Here is a 19,845-nt window from a genome sequence, read left to right as displayed (position 1 = left end):
CTTTCCAGCAGCAGGGATCAAAACACGCCTTGGGCGCGCAGTTGGGTCAAGGCTTGAGCGAGGGCGTCCAGTCCGCCCTGGGCCGCCAGCGACTGTACACGGGCCGCCCCCAGGCGGCTCAGCACCGCGTGGCGATAGCCCCAGGTGTAGCGGGCGGGGTCGTCGGCATCCACGCCGAAGCGGGGGGCCAATTGGCGCAGCAGGGCGTCGGCATCCTCCACGGCGGGCTCGGCGTAGACCCAGTTGTGGTCGGACTGGGCGTGGATCAGGCAGGCGGACCACCAGCGCGGTACGGCGCCGCTCTCGGTCATGCCGGGCAGGGTCAGGACGCCGGTCGACGTCAACGCCAGATATCCAGCGGCCACCGGATCCACCTGGGCGATGATGGCAGCGGCCCGCAGCCAGTGCACCAGCCGATCGGGCTTGCCCCGTTCCGGCGCCTGGTGGGCGCAGGCCTGGACGATGACCAGGTCGGCCGGCAGGCGGCGGGCCATCGCCTCCGCCAGGCCCAGGATATGGTGGGCGCCGGTGCGATAGTCGCCATCGGCACCATGCCCGCCCAGGGACACCTCGGATGGCAGCCCACCATCCGGGCGCCAGACGAACAGCAGGGCCTTGGCCCAGTCATGCCACAGCGGGGCGGCGGCGATCAGATCGTCCTGCCCATCCAGGACGACGCCGTCGATGGCCCGGTAGGCGGCGGCGAAGTCCTTGGCGCTTTGGGCGTTGAACGCTTCATGCAGGGGCAGGCCGCCGGGCCAGGAATGATGGCTGCCGGCATTGCCGCCGGGGGCGGCGGCGAAGGGTTGGGGCAGATGGGGGCAGGGGCCGCCCTCGCCGGGCAAGGCCGGGAACAGTCCATCCGCCAGGCCGTCGCCGGGATCGGCCAAGCTCTCGGCCACCAGCCGATCGATGATGGCCCGCTTGTCCGCCTGGCCCAGGTTGGCGCGATGGGCCACGCAGGTGGCGGGGTTGAACAGGGCGTCCTCGGTCGCGGCCTTGATGACCGGATTGCGCACGGCGTCGACGTCCGCCCGCAAGCGGGCCAGGGCCTCGCGCGTGAGCGGCGAGGCACCCGCCAGGGCGGCGGCATCGGTCGCCAGCGCGGGCGGGGCCAGCAGCAGGGTGGCCAAGGCGGCGGCTAGGCGGAGGGGCGTCGTCATCAGAACTCCTGTTGCAGGCTGAGTTCATAGCTGCGGCCGGCGGCGATGGTCTGCACCACCGCGTCGCCATGACGGCCGACACTGGTGCGGTAGGCCAAGGCGTCGCCCAGATTGCGCACCGTCAGGCGCGCGCTCAAGCCCCCGCCGGCATCATAGCCGGCGCTGATGTCCAGCCGTCGCGTGGGATGCACCCAGGTGTCAAGCGCGCTGCCCGCCAGGGTCGTTCCGCCCCCGGAAATAAACGCGGTGCCGTAGGACTGCACGTAATCGTCGGCCCAGCGGTAATCCACGGCCAGATGCAGGGCGTCTCGGTCGTAACGCAGTTGCACCCCGGCCAGCCAGCGGGGCGCGTACTGCACCCGTTCCACGGCGTTCAAATCGGGGCTGTTGAGGCGCACCGCGGTGGTCTCCCAGCTGAGCGTACCGGCCAGATGGAAATCACGCAGGACCTCGGCCACAGGCGCCAGCCCCTGGTCCACCGACAGCTCCGCCCCGGTCAGCCGGGCGGTGCCGCCGTTGGTGGGGATGCTGAGGCGGACTTGCGCGTCACTGGTGGGGGACCCCACTGCCAAGCCGCCGCCGGCGTCGTAAAGGTAGTTCTTCAAGCGCTTGTGGAAGAGCGCCAGTTCCAATCGGCCCTCCTTCCCGGCTATGTCGCCCCAGGTCCAGGCGCCGGACAGGTCGAAATTCAGGCCGTCCACCGCCTTCAGGTCAGGGTTGCCCCGGGTTATGGTCACCACGCCATCACTGTCCTGGGTTGCGGTAGCGTTGCCCGCCAGCTGATAGGGTGACGGCGCGGTCTGGCTGGTCCAAACGGCGGCGCGGTAGGTCGAGCGCTCATCCGGTTGCCAGCGGGCAAGCACGCGGGGCAGCAGGGCGGTGAACCGGCTGCCACTCTCGTTCCAGCCGTAATGGACGCCGCCCGTGGGCACGCCGTTGTTGCCCGACAGCCAATAGCGGTTGGTCAGGTCGGAGAATTCCGCCCGGAACCCCGGCAACAGGGTGAGATCATCCCAGGTCAGCCGCGCCTGGGCATAGGCGGCCACCGTGCGCTCCCCACCGCTCAGCGTGTTGCCGTTCCAGGCATCGGCCGTCCAGGTCGCGGTGCCGTCGCGCTGGCGGTACAGCTGCGCCAGCCGATCGGGGTCGACCAGGGGGAATGTGAAATTGTAGATGCCGCTGAGCGGTGCCGTCAGCGTGCCGGCGCGCAGGCCCACGGCCGCCAGATCGGCGACGGTGGTGCCGGCGTCCACCGCACCCCGCCCGCCCACCAGTTGCCCTTCCTGGTCGCGGCGGTAGCTGTCGCGCTGGCTGTCGGTGATCTTCACCCCCGCCTCCAGCGTGGCATCGGGACCCAAGGCAAGCTTGCCGTCCAGGGCGCCGCCCAGCCTGTCCTGACGGCTGGACAGGCTGGTGATCTGGCCGCGGTTGGACACGGGCAGGCTTTCCACCCCGTCAGCCATTGCCAGAGCGCCGGATGGCGCCGCCACGACGGGATAGCCATACTGGTGCCCCAAGCTCAGTCCCTGGTTCACCGTGGTGCCGGTAGGATTCCAGAACGACAGCTCGATATGCTGGGGCCGGCCGTTTTCCCCCCAGGTGTAGAACAGGCGGGGCGACAGGGTGAGGGCGCCCGTGTGCCAGTCGGCGCCCAGCTGGGCCGTGCCCAGGGTGGCGGTGTCGGGGTTGGTCTCGAACCAGTAATGCACCTGGGTCTTGACGCTGCGGTTCTCATAAAGGCCGTTGCCCAGGGCGACGCGGGTGATGAAGCTGGGGTCGCGCCCGCCCTGGAAGCCCATCTGGTAGACCTCCTGGTCGGTGTCGGCCGTGGCCACGGTGACATGGGCGAAGGCGCGGAAGGTGTCGTTGGGCTGCCAGTCACCCGCCAGGCTGCCGCCCCAGCGCCGCGTCTCCCCTTCCGAATATTGCACGTTCAGCGAGGTGGCCAGCAGGTTGCGCGCCGGGTCCATGCCGGCTGGTGTCTGTCCGTTGGCATCGACCAGGCGGTATTCGAATTGGGTGGACTGGTAGGACTGTTCCACGCTGGCGAAGCGGTTGCGCCCGTAATAGCCGGTGACGGCCAGGCCCAGGCTATGGTCGCGGCCGAATTGGCGGGCGACGTCCACGGTGGCGAGGCCACCGCCCGAGGGCCGGCCCAGGCTGGCGGACCGTTCGTCCAAATTCCCCTGGACCAACAGGCGGGTATGCTCCCCACCCTCCAGGGCGGACGCCAGGCGCAGGTCGAACTGGCCCGCGGTGGCGTCGCCGTCGTCATGGGCGTCCGGCGTCTTGGTCAGTTCCACCCCGTCCATGGCCAGCGGCGGCAGCAGGCTCAACTGCACGGCGCGACTGTAAGGCATGCTTTGCGCCACCGACACCCCGTCCAGGCGGGTGACGGCGTAGGCGCTGTCCAGCCCGCGCACGGCGGCGAACTGCCCTTCGCCCCGCGCCGCCCGGTCAATGCCGCCCAGGTCGCCCTGAAGGGAGGTCACCAGCACGTTGACCCCGGCCAGCCGGCCCAGGCTTTCCGCCAGGGTGCGGTCGGCACCGTCGTGCAGATCCGCCGCGGTCAGGCTGTCGGTCACGGCGGTGGCGGTGATTTCCGCCGGGGGCATGCCGTGGTAGGGCGCCTTGACGATCACCACCTCGGGCAGCTGACCGCCGCTGGCCGGTGCCACGGCCGGTATGGCCGGGGTGGACGGTGCCCGCTCCAACTCGATGGCGCCGCCGTCGCCCAGGCGATAGCGCAGGTGGCAGCCGGATATCAGGCGGCCCAGCGCCGCCTCGAAATCCGTCACGCCCGCCAGCGGACCGGCGCGGCAGCCGCGCACCAGTTCCGGCCGGAACAACACATCGCGGCCGGACTGGCGCGCCAGGTCCAGCAGGGCGCCGCCCAGGGGTTGTTCCGCGATGGTGAACGGCGTTCCCGCCGGCGCGGGCGCCGCTACCAGCAACGGCAGCACGGCGCAAGACGCCGCCAACGGGCGGCGCCTGGTCCGGCGCTGGGGCTTACCGCCGGCGCGCAATCCGGTAATCCCCATTGGCGTCCTGCCGCCAGGTGATGGGATGCAGGCGGGCCAGGGCGGCGAGGAAGCCGGCGACATCGTCGGCGCGGTAGCTGCCGCTGACGCGGATGGCGCCCAGGGCGGGGTCGTCCAGATGCAGCACGATGCCGGTTCGTGCCGCCACCTCCGGCACCACCTGGGCCAGGGGCACGTCATCGAACAGCATGCGGCCGTCCTGGCGGGCCTTGACCTGGTCTATATTGGCCTTGCCCAGGCGCAGGGGGCCGCGGCCGTCCTGGTCCACCTGCTGGCCGGGCGCCAGGCTGGCCAGCACCCGGCCGCTGTCGCAGTCGCGGATCTCGGCCGCCCCCTCCAGCAGCACGGCGCGCACCTGCCCGCCGTGGGATGAAACGGTGAAACGCGTGCCCAGGTCGCGCACCTCGAGCGCCCCGGCCATCACATGGAAGGGGCGCAGCGCCTCGTGCGTCACCTGGAACTCCGCCTCGCCCTGGGCCAGGTCCACGCGGCGACCCAGCGGGTCGATGCGCACATGCAGGTGGGTGGACCCGCCCAGGCGCATGACGGTGCCGTCGGACAGGGTGACCTGGGCATGGTCGTGGGCGGCGGTGACGTAGTCGGCCTCGCTGACCGCGCCGTTCCACAGCCAGACCAGCGCCAGGACCAGGACGGCGGCAAGGCCGCCCACGGGGGGCATCCAAGCGACGGGGCGCCAGGAGCGGTGGGGCCGCGTCTGACCATCAGCCAGGCGCAGGCCACGGGCGCGGGTCAGGTCGGGCCGCAGGGCGCCCTTGTCGTCGATGGCGCCGCTGGCCGTCCAGGCACGGGTCACCAGGTCCATGGCGGCGGTATGCCGGGGGTCGGTCGCCAGCCAGGCGCGGAAGGTCCGCTGGCCCTCCGGCCCCAGTTCCCCCGCCTGTATGCGCCGCAGCCAGGCGGCGGCCGTTTCCAGCAAGACTTGATCGTGATCGGTGGAGGTCAACGCGCCGTCTCCACCATCGTCCGGGCCAGGTGGGCCAGGACGCGTTCGATTTGGCGAGACACCATTTTGACCTCAAGGCCCAGGCGGCCGGCCACTTCCCGGTGGCTCAGCCCATCAACCCGCACCAGCAGAAAGGCATGCCGCGCCAGGGGGTCGACGTCGCGCAGCGCCGCCTCCAGGCTGGCCAACTCCTGCCGGACCATGACGGTGTGCTCGGGCGTGGCGGCGCCGTCGTCGACCAGCTCCGCCACCTGGTCCAGGCCGTCGTGGGCGTCCTGGTGCCGGGCGGCGCTGCGGCGGAAGCGGTCGACCAGCAGGCTGCTGGCCACGCGCAGCAGGAAGGCGCGCCAGTTGTCCACGCCCCGGGCGGGGGCGGCGGCCAGGGCGCGCAGATAGACGTCCTGGACATAGTCGTCCACATCCTGCGCCTGGCGCACGCGGCGGGCGAAATAGCCGCGCAGCACGGATTGGTGCGCCTCGAACTCCGCGCCGTCGAACGCTGACGGCGCATCGCTCCTGGCCCGGGCATCGGCCTGACTGTCCATCTTTCCCCTCGGCCGGCTAATGGGCGCGGACAAGGTCATAGCGACGGCAGGCTGCAGATTTATGATGGAGGGCTGCGCCATGTGCAGGCTCCGGATGACGGGGACGCGGGGGTCGGGATGGGGGCGGGACCTGGCGGCCCCACCCCCGGTAGCGGAACGGATCAGTAGGTATACTTGACGGTCATCAGGGCTGTGGTGCCGCTGTCGACGATGTTCGACAGCGTCAGGTTGTTGTGCCCGATATGCGCCCAGTAGGTGTAGTCGCCGGTGAGGTTGGAGACGGAGCCGTCGACCGCGAAGCCGTTGTCGAACTTGTAGCCCACGTGCAGGTCCAGGCGGTTGGTCGGCCGGACCCACATGTTGTCCCAGCTGCCGCCCTGGCCCAGGTAGTCGTAATAGGCCAGGTAGGAACCGGTGTAGTTGTAACCGAGGTCGGCGGAGAAGCCGCCCACGGTGTAGGACAGGGTGGCGTTGGCCAGCCAGCCGGGGGCGTTCTGAATGGGCTGGTCGGCGTCCAGGCCCTTGATGCCGGTGTCGACCACCGACCACTGGCGGGTGACGTTGCCGCCGATGCTGAAGCCGGACAGCCAGCCGGGCAGGATGGTGTCGAACTTCTGCCGGAAGGCCAGTTCGATGCCGTAGACGTCGCCGTCGCCGCCGTTCTTGGGCTGGCTGATGCTGACCAGGTTGCTGGTGGTGCTGAAGGGGTTCACCAGGGTGGAACCGTTGTCGAACAGGTAGTTCGACAGCCGCTTGTAATAGACGGCGGCCGAGGCCGTGCCGCCCTGGCTGTTGTGCCATTCACCCGACATGTCCAGGTTGGTGGACTCGATGGGCTTCAGGTTGGGATTGCCCTGGGTGATGGTCTTCACACCCGTGTCGGCGCTGATGGACACGGAGGAAGAGGCCCCCAGCTGCACCAGGGCGGGCCGGGTGTAAGACTGGCTGACCGACGCGCGGTAGACCGTGTCGTTGTCCGGGCGCCAGTTCACCAGCACGCTGGGCAGCGGCTCGTTGTAGGTGGTGCTGCTGTTTTCCCAGTGGCCCACGGTCTTGCCGTCGCTGTTCAGCTGCCAGAAGGTGTTGTGGATGTCCGTGTGCTCGAACCGGATGCCGGGGATGACCTCCACCTGGCCGAACTGCAGGTTGGCCATGACATAGGCCGACGTCACCTGCTCCCGCCCTTTCAGGGTGTTGCAGTTCATGTTGTCGACGTAGTTGCCGTTGCAGGTGTCGAAGCTGCCGGCCGTCTGCAGCTTGTAGAAATAGTCCAGCAGGGCCTGCTGGCTAACCTTGGGCACCGACCAGCTGTAGCGGCCGGGATAGACGGAGGAATAATAGCCGTTGGCGATGCCCAGACTGGACCAGGTGCTGTTGGGGTAGCCCAGGGCCGAGAAATAGGGGTTGGTCCAGTCGCGGTTGGTGACCGCGCGGTCGCTTTCCACGAACTTCACGCCGGCCTTGATGAAGGACAGCGGGCCGTTGTCGTTCATGTCGTACTGGCCGTCCAGCTTGGCGCCGTACTTGTCCTGGTGGCTGCCCTGCTGGGTCAGCTGGCCGGCGCGGCGGGCCCACAGCGCGGTGGCGGCGTTGTTCAGGGCATCATACATGCCCGGGCTGAACACAGGCACCGGATAGCCGTCGTTGCTGCCCATGCCGGCGATGCCGCTGGGGAAGCGGGCGCTGCTGCTGTACTGGTCGATGCGGGACGACGCCTCGATGTGGTTGGGGCGGTCGTTGTTGGCGGCGCTGAAGAACAGGGTGGGCGTCAGGGTCAGGGCGCCCAGCTTCTTCTCACCACCCAACTGCAGGGTGGACAGGTCGGCGCGCTCCGGGTTGGTCTCATACCAGACGGAGGTGCGGTATTTGTCCACGCTCAGGCCGTACAGGCCGTTGGCCAGGGCGTTCCAGCTCTTGTCCGTGCTGATGATCTGGCTCAGCGTGCTGTTCTGCACCGCGTTCTCGCGGGCGAAGGAGCCGCGCAGGAAAACGGCGGTGGTGTCGTCCGGGTGCCAGTCCAGCGACAGGTTGCCGCCGTAACGTTCGGTGCTGCCGTCCGACACGCCGACGCTGATGCCGGTCTGACGCAGGTTGGACGCCGGGTCCGTGCCCGCCGGGTTGGTCGATCCGTTCTTGGCGCTGCTGACGGCGAAGCCCCAGCCGCCGTCGTTGTGGGCGCTGTCCACGCCCGCCATCTCGCTGTTGGTGAAATAGCGCTTGTCGTAATAGCCACTGACATAGACGCCGAACTGCCGGTCGCGGCCGAACTGGGTCGCCACCTCGGCGGCGGTGTTGCCGCCCAGCCCGGTCTCGCCATAGTCGCGCGCCCGGCTTTCCAGGCGGGCGCCGCCCTGGATGCTGAAGTGCAGCGGGTTGGCGAAGTCGTAGGCGGTGGGGGTGCGGAAATCGACCGTGCCGGAAATGGCGTCGCCGCTCATGGACGCGTCCAGCGTCTTGTTGACGACGATGGTCTGCAGGCCGGACGGCGGCAGCAGGTCCAGCTGGACGCTGCGGCTGTAGGGCAGGCCCTGGGCCACCTCCACGCCGTTCATGAGGTCGACGGCGAATTCGGAGTTCATGCCTCGGATGGCAACCAGCATGCCTTCACCGCGCGAGGCGCCGTCGATGCCGCCGGCCACCGACTGGCCGGTGTTGCTGACGGTTACGCCCGGCAACAGGCCCAAGGCCTCGGCCACGTTATGGACGGCCGTGTGCTCCAGCTCCGCCGCCGACATGATGTCGACGGTGTTGGACGCGCGGATCTTGGCGGTATCCGCCTGGTCGCGGTTGGAGAAGACCAGGATTTCGTCCAGCGTCCCGTCAGTGCTGGCGTCGGGCGCGCCGGCGTCGGCGGCGTTGGGGGCAGGGGTGGCGGGGGCGCTGGCTTCAGCGGCATGGATGGTCGGTGCGGCCAGCAGGGCGCCGGCCATGGCGCCGCACAGCAGGACGTCCTTGAGCATCGTGTGTCGCATAGTCTTCTTTCGGCTCCGTCATGGACGCCCACGACGGGCGCCCTCGGAAGCCAAGACGCGGCACGCGGCCAGATTCCGGGCTGTCACGGAACTTTAGTAATTTTGGTTTCGTTATTCGGCGCGGAGCCGTCCCCTTTTGACCTCGACATGTCTGGCAATTGCCGAGAAGCTTGATCGAGGGGCTAACTGACAGCGTACCATTCCCAAGCGCTTAGGTTTTTGATAAGGTAGGTCATGCCCACGATCCTGCGCATCGATGGCCTGCGCGTCGTTATCTATCCCAACGACCATCCGCCGGCGCATGTCCACGTCCTGGGGCCGGGGCTGGCGGTGGTGATCAACCTGGTGGGGATGGAACTGCGCGAGGCCATTGGCTGCACCGAGCGTGAGGCGCGTCGGATCCTGCAGGTGATCGCCGAACACCAAGAGACCCTGCTAACGGAATGGAGGCGTATCCATGGCTGAACTGACCGCCGCCGCCTTCGAGGAGGCCCAGGCCCGGGGTGAAGAACGCTTGCGCGGCCCTCGAGCGGAGAGCGCTCATTATGATGCCGGCCGCAATCGGGTGATCGTGCTGCTGACCACCGGCATCGAGGTGGGCTTCCCCCCTGACGTCGTGGAGGGCTTGGCGGGTGCTGCGGCGGCAGACCTGGCAGAGATCGAGGTGGAGGCGTTCGGCCTGGGGCTGCACTTCCCCCGCCTGGACGCCGACCTCTATGTTCCCGCCCTGCTGGAGGGCATCCTGGGGTCCAAGCGATGGATGGCGGAACATTCGCCAGCAGCCATGCTGGGCGCCAAAGGCGGGCGGGCGCGGGGCGGTGCCAAGGCCTCGGCCGCGCGTGAGAATGGCAAGCGTGGCGGCCGGCCGAAGAAGGTCAGCGCTTAGATCTGGGATGCGGATGCTCTACCTATCGCGCCGCCAGCATGGCGGTATTCCACCTGTCGGTCAGGGGCGGATCATTACAGACGGATGGACTGATACGTCATCCTGGCCGCCACCCCCGCTCCCACTGAGTGGATAGGGTTTGGTTCTGGCTCAGCGCCCCGCTCCCGGCGGCTGCACGGCCAGAAACACCGTGCTCCACAGCTGGGCGGCGTTGGACTCGTCGGCGTCGTTGCCGGCGGCGCCATAGGGGGCGACGACGTAGTGGCCGTCGCGAAAGTCCCAGGACCACAGTTCGGAATTCTGCACGCCCTTGGCAGCCTCGATGTCCCGCCACAGGGTGGCCTGCATCCGGGTCAGCCTGGTCCGGGTCGTGGCCGGCAGGTCGGTGCGCGTCAGCTGCCGTGCCAGGCCGGCGGCGGTCAGCGCCTGCTGCCAGGACCACACGACGGTGCCATGATAGGCGGTGCGCGGGAACAGCTCCTGCGTCGCCGCCGGCGCGTAGGCCGGGTTGGCGACCAGCATGCCGATGCCGGTCATCAGGCCGGCGGGGAAGGGGCGGTCCGCGGCCTCCACCGCGGCGTTCAGCGCCGCGGGGCTGGGGTGGCCGAACAGCATCTCGAACCCTTCATCCGAATGCAGGACGGTGACGGGGGTGCCGTCGGCGTTCAGTGACAGGGCGTGGAAGCGCACCGGGCCCTTGGGCAGGGCCGCCAGCGCCGCGTCGGCCGGCACGCCCGCCTTGGCGGCATAGGCGGCGACGGCTTGGTGCGCCTGCGCCGGCGCCACCGTCACGTCGAACAGGGCCGGGGCCTTGGCCCGCCACACCTTGGCGAGGTCCGCCGCCTTGGCCAGGTCGGCACGGGCCGCCGCGTCCAGCCAGGGGTCCAGCAGCTTGGCTTTCAGCAGGGCGTCCGCCGCTTCCAGGGCCGCCGGCACCAGGATGGCGTTGACGTCATAGGGGTAGACGCCGCCGCCCAGCCCGGTGTTGCTGTCCCGCCACTCACCCACCTGCTGCCCCGGCTTCAGCCGCACGAGGCTGCCGGTGCCAGGGGTTGCGGCGAAAGGTTTGGCCTGGGCCACCACCCGGCGCAGATTGCGGACCAGGGCCGCACCCGCCGCCTCGCTTGTCCCCTGCCGGCCATCGGGCGCGGCCAGGAATTCGGCGGCCGCCGCCCGGCCACGCGCGTCGTCCAACAGCCAGGCCCGCGCCACCGGCGCCAGCAGGAAGTCGCTGTCCACCATCTTGTAGTCATAGACCGGCGCGTCGGATGTCGTGCCGTCGGCCTTCAGATGGTCCAGGATCGCGAACTCGCCGATATCCTCCTCATGCGCGACTTGGCCGTCGGGCGACAGGCGGGCGAGGACGGAGCGCAGGCCGGCCGTCACCGCCTCCGGCTGCAAGGCTGGCATCATCAGCATGACCGACATCAAGGTGTCGCGGCCGAAATAGGTGTTGAACCGCCACGACCCGGCCAACAGCTTTTCCTGGTAGCTGAGGAAGGTCAGGGCGTCACGGCTGGCCGGCTGGGGGGCGGCGCTGCTGTTCAGCAGATGGTCGCCGGCCAGCGGGGTCAGCGGCGCCTCGCCGGTCAGCGCCGTGACGCGCAGGCCGATGGTGCCATCGGCACCGGCCTTGAGCCCACCGTCCGTCAGTTGGCCGTGGGTCACCGTCACCGTCAGGCGGTAGCCGGCCTGGCCGTCCAGGCGGTCGCGCGCCCAGTCCAGCGTATCCGGGGTGCGGACGGGCTGAACCTGAACCTGGGAGGGCACGGTATGCAGGGCCTCGTAGTCGCGCAGCACCCGGGTGCTGGACAGCACGCCCTGGCGGGGCACGGCGCTGTCGGCCTTCAACGCGGCCTCGAACACCACCCCGCGCAAGGGGCGGCCCTGGGCGTCGGTGGTGGTCACCGGCTGGGGTGTGCCGGTCAGGGTCCAACTGGCGGTGTCGGCCGTGTCCAGCCACAGGCCCACGCTGCTATTGCCGGCGGGAAAGGCCACCAGGATGCGCGCGTCCTTGCCGGAGCGCAGCAGCAGGTGGGCCGCCACCTCGCCCTCACGCACGAAGGCGTTGAGGTTCCGCCCCTCCGTCAGGCTGTAGGACAGGGCAGGCTTAGCGGCGCTATCGGCGAAGCATGCCGGCGCCCAGGCCAGCGTCAGGGCCAGGATGGAGCTGGAGAGCAGGTGCGGAAGGCGCGGCATGGGTGGGTCCTATGAGGCGGTCATGAACCAGGGGGCGCCGCCCCGGGACTGGGGGCGGTGGCGGGGTGGAAAAACGGAAAGATCAGGCAGGTCCCATCACGCGGCGGAGATATTCTTCGTGGCTGGGCAGGGTGGCGGCGGCCTTGGCCATCTGTTCGCGCAGGCGCAGCAGATAAGCCAGGTTCTCGTCCGCCGGCATGGTGTCCAGCAGCGGGTTGTAGTCGGTGGCCCGCAGTCCCTGGCCCATCATCACGGCGAACCAGCTGGCTTCGCGGAACAGTTCATCGGTCGAGAGCACGATGCGCCCGGTGCGGGTGAAGTGGCGTTCCTTCAGCGACAACCCCTCAGGCACGGCCATGGCCTGGCAGTGGCGCCACAGGGGCTCATCCCGTCCCTGGGTGCGGCTGTAGTGCAGCACCAGGAAGTCGCGCACGGATTCGACGTCGGCACCGTAGACCTGGTTGAACTGGCCGGCCGTCTCCTCCGGACAGTCGCGGGTGGGGAACAGGGACAGGAGCTTGGCGATGCCGCTCTGGATCAGGTGGATGGAGGTGGATTCCAGAGGCTCAAGGAAGCCGCTGGACAGGCCAATGGCGACGACATTCTTGACCCAGGACCGCCGCCGCCGCCCAGTTTGGAAGCGAATCAGGCGCGGGTCAGCCAACGCCTTGCCGTCCAGGTTGGCCATCAGGGTGGATGCCGCCTCATCATCGCCGGCGAACCGGCTGCTGTAGACGATGCCGTTGCCGGTGCGGTGCTGCAGTGGGATGCGCCATTGCCAGCCGAAGGCGTGGGCGGTGGCGCGGGTATAGGGGACGGGGTCGGGGACACGCTCGCACGGCACGGCCAGGGCGCGATCGCAGGGCAGCCAGTGCGACCAGTCCTCGAATCCGCTGTTCATCACGCCCTCGATCAGCAGGGCGCGGAGGCCCGAGCAGTCGATGAACAGGTCGCCTTCCACCACCTCGCCCCGGTGGGTGGTCAGGCGGGTGACGAAGCCGGTCTCCGGATCCTGCTCTATCCGCTCCACCTTGCCTTCGATCCGCTTCACCCCCAGCACCTCGGACCGGCGGCGCAGATGGGCGGCGTAGAGGCCGGCGTCGAAATGGTAGGCGTAGCCCAGGGTGGAGAAAAGGGAATTGGGGTCGGGGGCGGGCGGGCCGAACTTGTTCGCCATGGCCGCCAGCGTGGCGAGGGAATAATCCTGGTGGCCGTGCGGGAAACCGCCCAGGGTGGCGCGGATCCAGCGGTGGAAGAACATCTGGGCGTCGGCCGGCCCGCCATAGCGGCCGAAGGGGTGGAAATAGCGGCTGTTGCCCCCGTTCCACCCGGCGAACTCTATGCCCAGTTTGAAGGTGGCCTTGGTCTCGCGCAGGAATTGCGCCTCATCCAGTTCGACCAGGCGGTTGAACCAGTGGATGGTGGGGATGGTGGCCTCCCCCACGCCGATGATGCCGATCTCATCGGACTCGATCAGCGTCACCTCGAACTGCGGCGGGGTATTGACCTTGGCCAAGGCGGCGGCCGTCATCCATCCGGCGGTGCCGCCCCCCAGGATGACGACCTTCCGGATCCGGCGATCTGACACGGTTTCGCTCTCCTTCGAAAAAAAACGGGCGGCGGGCCCCGAGACTGATCCGCCGCCCTCAGGGGAGGAAGAGGAAGCCGGATCAGAACTTCGCGGTCAGGGACACCATGGCGTTCGGGCCGACGATGCCACGGCCATAGAAGTAGCCGTTCACGACCTGCTGGGTGAAGCCCTGGCGGGGGTTGCCCTCGGTCAGGCCCAGCTCATCCGTCACGTTGTCGACGCTGACGTTCAACGTCATGGCCGGCGTGATGTTGTAGATGGCGCCGATGGTCACGACGCCGTAGCCCGGCAGCTCCACCTGGTTGCCGTTGTCGGCGAAGATGCGGCCGACATACTTGTAGCGCAGGTAAATCTGGCCCTTGTTGTTGGGCAGGTTGTACTCCGGCGTGACGGCGTACAGGATTTTCGGCGTGCGACCCGGGATCTTGCCATTGTAGAAGGCAGCCACCTGCGGGGCGATGTTGGTGCCGTTGACGTCGATGAAGCCGACCTTGACGTTGCTGAACGTCGGGTCCTGGTAGGTGGCCTGGGCGTGCACGCCGAAGGCGCTCAGCGGCTCGTACTGTGGGCGATAGTACAGGTCGACGTCGACGCCGTTGGTTTCGGAATCGGCGAAGAAGCCCTGGTTCAGATTGGGATCGGCCGGATTGACGCCGCCGCCCCAAGTCTGGTTCTTGAACTCGGTGCGGAAGCCGCGGACAGTGCCGGTCAGGCCATAGTCGGAATAGGTGACGCCGCCTTCGTACAGGCTCAGGGCGGCCGCCTGCGGGTTGGTGCCCTGGGTCTGATAGGCGTGGGCGTAGCGGGCGTAAACCGACAGGTTCTGGGCGATGGTGTAGTTGACGCCGGCTGTGACGTGCACCGGCGACTCATGGCCCGAGGTGTAGTTGTAGGTGCCGTTGAAGGCGTTCGGGTTTACCTGGACGATGCCGCCCACACCCGCCGGGATGGGCTGGGGCGAGCTGTTGCCCGCCACGCCGACGGTGTCCTCGCGCTCATAGCGCACGCCGAAGTCGAAGTGCAGGTCCTGGTTCCATGCGAATTCGTCGTTCACATAGACCGACTTCGACGTCTGGTGGGTGGCGCTGATGCCCGCACCCCAGTTGCCGTAGGAGATCAGGCCGTTGTTGCCCAGCGTGCCCAGCACGTTGCCGGCGCTGTTCATGGCCACGATGTCATAGATGTTGGACTGGTTTTTCACGTCGTTGATGACGGTAGAGACGCCCGACTGGTCGTTGGCGATGTCGGTGGCGTAGATCATGCCGCCCACGGTCAGGCTGTTGGTCCAGCCATCGCCCGAGGTGTCCCATTTGGCGCCGAAATCGCTGCCCCAGTCGCGCAGCTTCACCAGCTGGCGGTTCAGCACGGTCTGCTGCAACAGGCCGTTACCGTTGAGCGCGTTCAGGGCCGCGGCATTGGATGCCGCGGTGACCTGGCCGTTGGTCAGGTTGCGGATGCCGAACTGCGTGGTGCCCGGGAAAGCGGCCAGGCCGGACTGCAGCAGGTCGTAGATGGGCGAGGCGCTGGTGGGCGTCAGGTAGGTGAGGGCCGACGCCAGGCCGCCGTTGCCGGTGCCGCTGCCGGCGAACACGCCGTTGAAGTCCCAATCCGTCTCAGTATAGCGGCCACGGGCGAAGAGGGAGATGCCGTGGTCGAACTCACGCTCCCCATCCACGCGGAACTGGTGGCCGGTGGCGTGGATGCCGTCCTGCATGCTGAAATTGCGGAAGCACTGGCCGTTGGCGTAGCAGGAGTCCGGCACGCTGACGTTGGCGAAGCCCTTGCCGATGATGTTGCCGAACTGCGTGTCCAGGCCCGGCACGCTGGAAATGGTGCCGTTGTTATAGGCATAGGGCTGGTCGGCGTAGTAGGGGTCGTGCTCGTCCCAGTCCTTGACGGTGAAGCGGATCCAGCCGTCCTCGAACTTGTGCTCCAGCTGGCCCTTCACATGGTAGGTCTCATACCGGAAGGGGGAGCTGCGCACGCCCGGCGTGCTGTCGTAATAGCCCGAGATGGCGAAGGCCGTGTCCTTCAGGTCCGGGATGGGGGACGAGAACCACAGGTCGCCGCGCCGGTCGCCATAGGTGGTGCCGGTGATGCGGGCGATGCCGCCGGCCTCGTCGAAGTTCAGCTTGCGCGAGATGAAGTTGATGGAGGCGCCGGCGGCGTTGGGCGTCAGGATGCCCGAGCTGCCGCCCTGCAGCGCCTCGACCCGGTCGATCGAGATGTCGTTCTGAAACACCTCGTCATCGTTCAGGCCGCCATAGATGGCGGGCATGCCGTCCTCGATCAGGCGGACGAACTGCTGGGTGCCGCCGGGCAGGCCGCGCACCGAGTAGTTGTTGGATACGGGGCCGGCCGTGCCCTCAACGAAGATGCCGGGGATCATTTCCAACACGTCGACGGTGCTGCGCGGCGCCTTTTGGGCCAAGTCGGCCTCGTTCACCGCAGTGATGGCGACGGAGGCGTTCAGCAGGTTGCGCTTGGAGCGCAAGCCGGTGACGATGATTTCTTGCAGGTCCGGCGCGCCGCCCATCTGCACGGTGTCGTCGGTGCCGGTCGTGGCGGGGGTGGCCTGGGCGACCTGGGGCTGCGCGGCGGCGCCTTCCGCCGCGGCGCCCTGGGCGGCGGCATTGCGCAGGGCCGGGGTCGCGGTGGCGGCGCGGTCTGACTTGCGGCTGACGACGGCGGCGCCCGAGGGGTCGCGGTGCACGGTCAGGCCCGTATTGGCCAGGATGTTGTCCAGCGCCTGCTGGGCGGACAGGCGGCCCTGGGCGCCCTTGGTGCTGATGCCGGCGACCTCGTCGGCCTTATAGATCAGCTGCGAGCCGGTCTGGCGAATATAGCTTTCCAGCGCGGTGCGCAGATCGCCAGCCGGGATGTCGATCATCGTTTCGGCGGCAGACGCCAAAGTGATCGCGCGCGCAGGTTGCGGCGCCGCCATGGATTCAGCGGCTTGCGTTAGGGCTGGCCAGCAGACCGTCGTCAGAAGGGCGGCGGAAAGGGCGTGACGGATATTCGGGTTTGGCACGATTTCTCCCTCATTTCTGGATTGTTGTATTTGGCTATGACGAAGGACCGTGCCGGATCCCCTATTCTCAATTTGAAATTCTTATTTCCCTGCCGTCGTCGATTACCTTCAGGCCGAAACCGCTGTGCAGCAGGCGGGCGAAAGCGTCGACATTGGTGGCCTCGAAACTGCCGCCGATGCGGATATCGCCCATGGGCCCGTCGGCCGGCACCACCAGCTGCTTGCGGTTATAGCGGTTGAACTCCGCCGCCACCTCCCGCAAGGGACGGTCGGTGAAAACCAGCGTCCCATGGCGCCAACCCAGGGAGTCCCGCACCTGTTCCTCGCTGCGCGGGCTTTTTCGGATGGCCTTGGGCTGCGCCACCGCCGCGCTCAACTGCGTCACCAGCGTGGGGGCCACGTCGTTGGGATGGGCCATGTCCTCCACCAGGACGGCGCCCTCGGCCACCACCACCTCCAGCCTGTCGCCGTCGCGGCGGACGGAGAATTTGGTGCCGACATCGACGATGCGCAGGTCGCCGCTGATGACGACGAAGGGGTGCTTGTCATCGTGCACCACCTCGAAGAAGGCCTCGCCCTTGTCCAGCCGCACTTCACGCGTCGTCTGGTCGACGGACGCGCGCAGGCGCGTGTTGGTGTTCAGCTCGATCTGCGATCCGTCCTGCAGGTGGGCGGTATAGCGGTCGCCGACGCCGGTGCTGAACTTCTGCCCGGCGGCGAAGGGCCAGTCCCAGTCATCCAAGGCGGGAACGATGACCAGCAGGGCCACCGCCGCGGCGGCGGCCACCATGGGCGCCCAGCGGCGCCACGGCGCGCGCGCCACGGCGGCGCGCGGTGGGGGCAGGACGGGGGCCTGGCGGGTAGCGCGCAGCTGGTCGGCCCGCTGCCACGCCGCCTCCAGCCGCAGGTAGGTCACGCGGTGGCGGGTGGAGGTGGCGATCCAGGCGTCGAACCCTGCCTTGGCTGACGCATCCAGCGGGCCGGCATCCTGACGGGCCAGCCAGCGCGCCGCCTGTTCCTCGATGGGATCATGCTCCATCATGGCTGTCCCACCTTGCGCGGGCGCCGGCCGAAGCGGCCGGTCACGGGTTCGGGGACGATGTCGACCATGGCGTCGGCGATCAGGCGCACGCCCTTGGCCACCTGCTGCTCCACCGTGCTTTCGCTGATACCCATGCGGCGGGCCACGTCACGCTGGGGCAGGCCGTGCACCTTGCGCAGCAGGGTCACCTCGCGGCAGCGCGGCGGCAGGCGGTTGATGGCAGCCTGCAGCAACCGAAGGATCTCGCGGCCCCCGGCGTTTTGTTCCGGGTCGGGCACAGTGTCGGCCACGTCCAGGTCCTCAAGATCGATGACGGTCTCGATGGAGACCACCTGCGCGCGGCGCGCGCGGTCGATCAGCAGGTTCCGGGCGGTCATGAACAGGAAGGGTTTGGTCATTTCAGGGATGGCCACGGTCGCCGCCTCGTAGACGCGGGTGTAGATCTCCTGCCGAAGATCGGGGATCTCGGACGCCTCTCGCCACTTGCGGCGCAGATAGCCCGTCAGCGCCGCCTCCAAGGGGAGGACTTCCTCCACAAACCATAGATCCACCGCACTTCTGTTCACCGGACGTCCTTCCTCCCTCGGTTTTCCGTGCGCACTCAGGCGCCCTTTCCCTGGATGACGAACGGGCGTCAAAAATCCGTTATGGGCAATGGGAAAATTTTCGGAGCCAGGATGTGCGGGGTGCCGGCCCATCGCTGGACGGGTATGCCGATCCGGGCACTATCGCGTCGCGCATCCTGTGGCATAAGGGGGCCAATCCCGCCTTTGGAACCTGGTCCCCATGATCCGCCTCGAAAACATCAGCAAGCACAACGGCCACCGCATCCTGTTCATGGAGACGTCCGCGGCCTTGAACCGGGGTGAGAAGGTGGGGCTGGTCGGCCCCAACGGCGCCGGCAAGACCACCCTGTTCCGCATGATCACCGGTGAGGAACTGCCGGACACCGGCCAGGTGTCGGTGGAGAAGCAGATCACCATAGGCTACTTCAACCAGGACGTGGGCGAGATGTCCGGCCGCAGCGCGGTGGCAGAGGTCATGGATGGCGCCGGCCCGGTCAGCGAGGTGGCCAAGGAGATGGCCGTCCTGGAGACCGCCATGGCCGACCCCGACCAGGCCGACCGCATGGACGAGATCATCGAGCGCTATGGCGAGGTGCAGGCGCGCTTCGACGAGCTGGGCGGCTATGAGCTGGAGGGACGGGCGCGCGAGGTGCTGGCCGGCCTCAGCTTCAGCCAGGAGATGATGGACAAGGACGTCGGCATGCTGTCCGGCGGCTGGAAGATGCGCGTGGCCCTGGCCCGCATCCTGCTGATGAAGCCCGACGCCATGCTGCTGGACGAACCCAGCAACCACCTGGATCTGGAAAGCCTCATCTGGCTGGAAGGCTTCCTGAAGGGCTACGACGGCGCCCTGCTGATGACCTCCCACGACCGGGAGTTCATGAACCGCATCGTCACCAAGATCATCGAGATCGACGGCGGGTCGCTGACCAGCTACTCCGGCGATTATGTGTTCTATGAGCAGCAGCGGGCACTGAACGAGCGGCAGCAGCAGGCGCAGTTCGAGCGCCAGCAGGCCATGCTGGCCAAGGAGCTGAAGTTCATCGAGCGCTTCAAGGCCCGCGCCTCGCACGCCAGCCAGGTGCAAAGCCGGGTCAAGAAGCTGGACAAGATCGAGCGGATCGAGCCGCCCAAGCGCCGCCAGATCGTGACGTTCGAATTTCCGCCGGCGCCGCGCTCGGGCGATGACGTGGCGGTGCTGAAGAACGTGCACAAGGGTTATGGCAGCCGCACCATCTACAAGGGCTTTGATCTCACCATCCGCCGCAAGGAGCGCTGGTGCGTCATGGGCGTCAACGGCGCAGGCAAGTCCACCCTGCTGAAGCTGATCGCCGGCGCGGACCAGCCGGACTCAGGAACCGTCACGGTCGGCGGCAGCGTCAAGATGGGCTATTTCTCCCAGCACGCCATGGAGCTGCTGGATGGCGAGCAGACGGTGTTCGAGGCCCTGGAGGCCAAGTTCCCCCAGGCGGGCCAGGGCTCGCTGCGGGCGCTGGCCGGCTGCTTCGGCTTCTCCGGCGACGACGTGGAAAAGCGCTGCCGCGTCCTGTCGGGCGGGGAGAAGGCCCGGCTGGTGATGGCCATGATGCTGTACAACCCGCCCAACTTCCTGGTGCTGGACGAGCCGACCAACCACCTGGACCTCGACACCAAGCAGATGCTGATCACCGCCCTGGCGGCGTACGAGGGCACCATGCTGTTCGTGTCGCACGATCGCCACTTCCTGGCCACGCTGTCCAACCGCGTGCTGGAACTGACGCCGGAAGGCATCCACCAGTACGGCGGCGGCTACACCGAATATGTGGCCAGCACCGGACAGGAGGCACCCGGCCTGCACAGCTGATC

General features: G+C 68.2%; 13 protein-coding genes. 3 read left to right on the top strand and 10 right to left on the bottom strand.

All coding sequences use genetic code 11. The annotated features are described in order from the left end of the window. Positions 1-17: 17 nt before the first annotated feature. The 5 genes from FBZ88_RS23500 to FBZ88_RS23480 form a co-directional block, all read right to left on the bottom strand. Entirely contained in the window at positions 18-1,163 is a 1,146-nt protein-coding gene (locus FBZ88_RS23500) for a hypothetical protein (RefSeq protein ID WP_145619527.1), read from the bottom strand. Continuing rightward, positions 1,163-4,144 carry a TonB-dependent receptor gene (locus FBZ88_RS23495; RefSeq protein WP_186464575.1) on the bottom strand — a complete coding sequence of 994 codons (2,982 nt, stop codon included), beginning with the start codon at positions 4,142-4,144 and terminating at the stop codon, positions 1,163-1,165. Before FBZ88_RS23495 ends, FBZ88_RS23500 begins: the two co-directional genes overlap by 1 nt. A gap of 28 nt (positions 4,145-4,172) precedes the next feature. Continuing rightward, complete coding sequence (locus tag FBZ88_RS23490) at positions 4,173-5,168, bottom strand: FecR family protein (protein WP_145619525.1); 996 nt, start codon at positions 5,166-5,168, stop codon at positions 4,173-4,175. After that, positions 5,165-5,713: an RNA polymerase sigma factor gene (locus FBZ88_RS23485; protein ID WP_186464574.1), complete on the bottom strand. Its 549-nt coding sequence runs from the start codon at positions 5,711-5,713 to the stop codon at positions 5,165-5,167. Before FBZ88_RS23485 ends, FBZ88_RS23490 begins: the two co-directional genes overlap by 4 nt. 161 nt (positions 5,714-5,874) lie before the next feature. Then, positions 5,875-8,673, bottom strand: coding sequence for a TonB-dependent receptor (locus tag FBZ88_RS23480; protein WP_145619523.1), 2,799 nt, complete (start codon positions 8,671-8,673; stop codon positions 5,875-5,877). Between the two features lie 246 nt (positions 8,674-8,919). Here FBZ88_RS23480 and FBZ88_RS23475 point away from each other — a divergent pair, with 246 nt between their 5' ends. Next, positions 8,920-9,150, top strand: a complete 231-nt coding sequence (locus FBZ88_RS23475) for a DUF4160 domain-containing protein (RefSeq protein ID WP_088874605.1) — start codon at positions 8,920-8,922, stop codon at positions 9,148-9,150. Next, positions 9,143-9,571, top strand: coding sequence for a DUF2442 domain-containing protein (locus FBZ88_RS23470; protein ID WP_145619522.1), 429 nt, complete (start codon positions 9,143-9,145; stop codon positions 9,569-9,571). Before FBZ88_RS23475 ends, FBZ88_RS23470 begins: the two co-directional genes overlap by 8 nt. A gap of 150 nt (positions 9,572-9,721) precedes the next feature. Here the strand turns inward: FBZ88_RS23470 and FBZ88_RS23465 are convergent, their stop codons facing one another. From FBZ88_RS23465 to FBZ88_RS23445, 5 genes are all read right to left on the bottom strand, one after another. Then, complete coding sequence (locus FBZ88_RS23465; RefSeq protein WP_145619521.1) at positions 9,722-11,770, bottom strand: hypothetical protein; 2,049 nt, start codon at positions 11,768-11,770, stop codon at positions 9,722-9,724. Between the two features lie 82 nt (positions 11,771-11,852). Further along, positions 11,853-13,358, bottom strand: a complete 1,506-nt coding sequence (locus FBZ88_RS23460) for a tryptophan halogenase family protein (protein WP_145619520.1) — start codon at positions 13,356-13,358, stop codon at positions 11,853-11,855. Positions 13,359-13,440: 82 nt separating this feature from the next. Then, on the bottom strand, positions 13,441-16,251 hold the full coding sequence (locus FBZ88_RS23455; RefSeq protein WP_145619519.1) for a TonB-dependent receptor: 2,811 nt from the start codon (positions 16,249-16,251) through the stop codon (positions 13,441-13,443). A 208-nt stretch (positions 16,252-16,459) separates the two neighbouring features. Then, complete coding sequence (locus tag FBZ88_RS23450; protein WP_145619518.1) at positions 16,460-17,434, bottom strand: FecR family protein; 975 nt, start codon at positions 17,432-17,434, stop codon at positions 16,460-16,462. Beyond that, the gene (locus FBZ88_RS23445) at positions 17,431-17,970 is read right to left on the bottom strand and encodes an RNA polymerase sigma factor (protein WP_186464573.1); all 540 of its coding nucleotides are present in this window, start codon (positions 17,968-17,970) and stop codon (positions 17,431-17,433) included. The genes FBZ88_RS23450 and FBZ88_RS23445 overlap by 4 nt, the downstream gene beginning before the upstream one ends. Before the next feature lie 250 nt (positions 17,971-18,220). Between FBZ88_RS23445 and FBZ88_RS23440 the strand changes: the two genes are divergently transcribed. After that, entirely contained in the window at positions 18,221-19,843 is a 1,623-nt protein-coding gene (locus FBZ88_RS23440) for an ABC-F family ATP-binding cassette domain-containing protein (protein ID WP_145619516.1), read from the top strand. Positions 19,844-19,845: the final 2 nt, after the last annotated feature.

It is taken from the genome of Nitrospirillum bahiense, from assembly GCF_007828025.1.
GTDB classification, from domain to species: Bacteria; Pseudomonadota; Alphaproteobacteria; order Azospirillales; family Azospirillaceae; genus Nitrospirillum; species Nitrospirillum amazonense.
The sequence above is the reverse complement of the archived record's forward strand: the minus strand, read 5'-3'. Positions and strand labels throughout refer to the sequence as shown.

Coding starts and splice junctions, on each gene's coding strand:
- FBZ88_RS23500 (WP_145619527.1), bottom strand. CDS start 1,163: ATGACGACGCCCCTCCGCCTAGCCGCCGCCTTGGCCACCCTGCTGCTG.
- FBZ88_RS23485 (WP_186464574.1), bottom strand. CDS start 5,713: ATGGACAGTCAGGCCGATGCCCGGGCCAGGAGCGATGCGCCGTCAGCG.
- FBZ88_RS23480 (WP_145619523.1), bottom strand. CDS start 8,673: ATGCTCAAGGACGTCCTGCTGTGCGGCGCCATGGCCGGCGCCCTGCTG.
- FBZ88_RS23475 (WP_088874605.1), top strand. CDS start 8,920: ATGCCCACGATCCTGCGCATCGATGGCCTGCGCGTCGTTATCTATCCC.
- FBZ88_RS23470 (WP_145619522.1), top strand. CDS start 9,143: ATGGCTGAACTGACCGCCGCCGCCTTCGAGGAGGCCCAGGCCCGGGGT.
- FBZ88_RS23465 (WP_145619521.1), bottom strand. CDS start 11,770: ATGCCGCGCCTTCCGCACCTGCTCTCCAGCTCCATCCTGGCCCTGACG.
- FBZ88_RS23455 (WP_145619519.1), bottom strand. CDS start 16,251: ATGATCGACATCCCGGCTGGCGATCTGCGCACCGCGCTGGAAAGCTAT.
- FBZ88_RS23450 (WP_145619518.1), bottom strand. CDS start 17,434: ATGATGGAGCATGATCCCATCGAGGAACAGGCGGCGCGCTGGCTGGCC.
- FBZ88_RS23440 (WP_145619516.1), top strand. CDS start 18,221: ATGATCCGCCTCGAAAACATCAGCAAGCACAACGGCCACCGCATCCTG.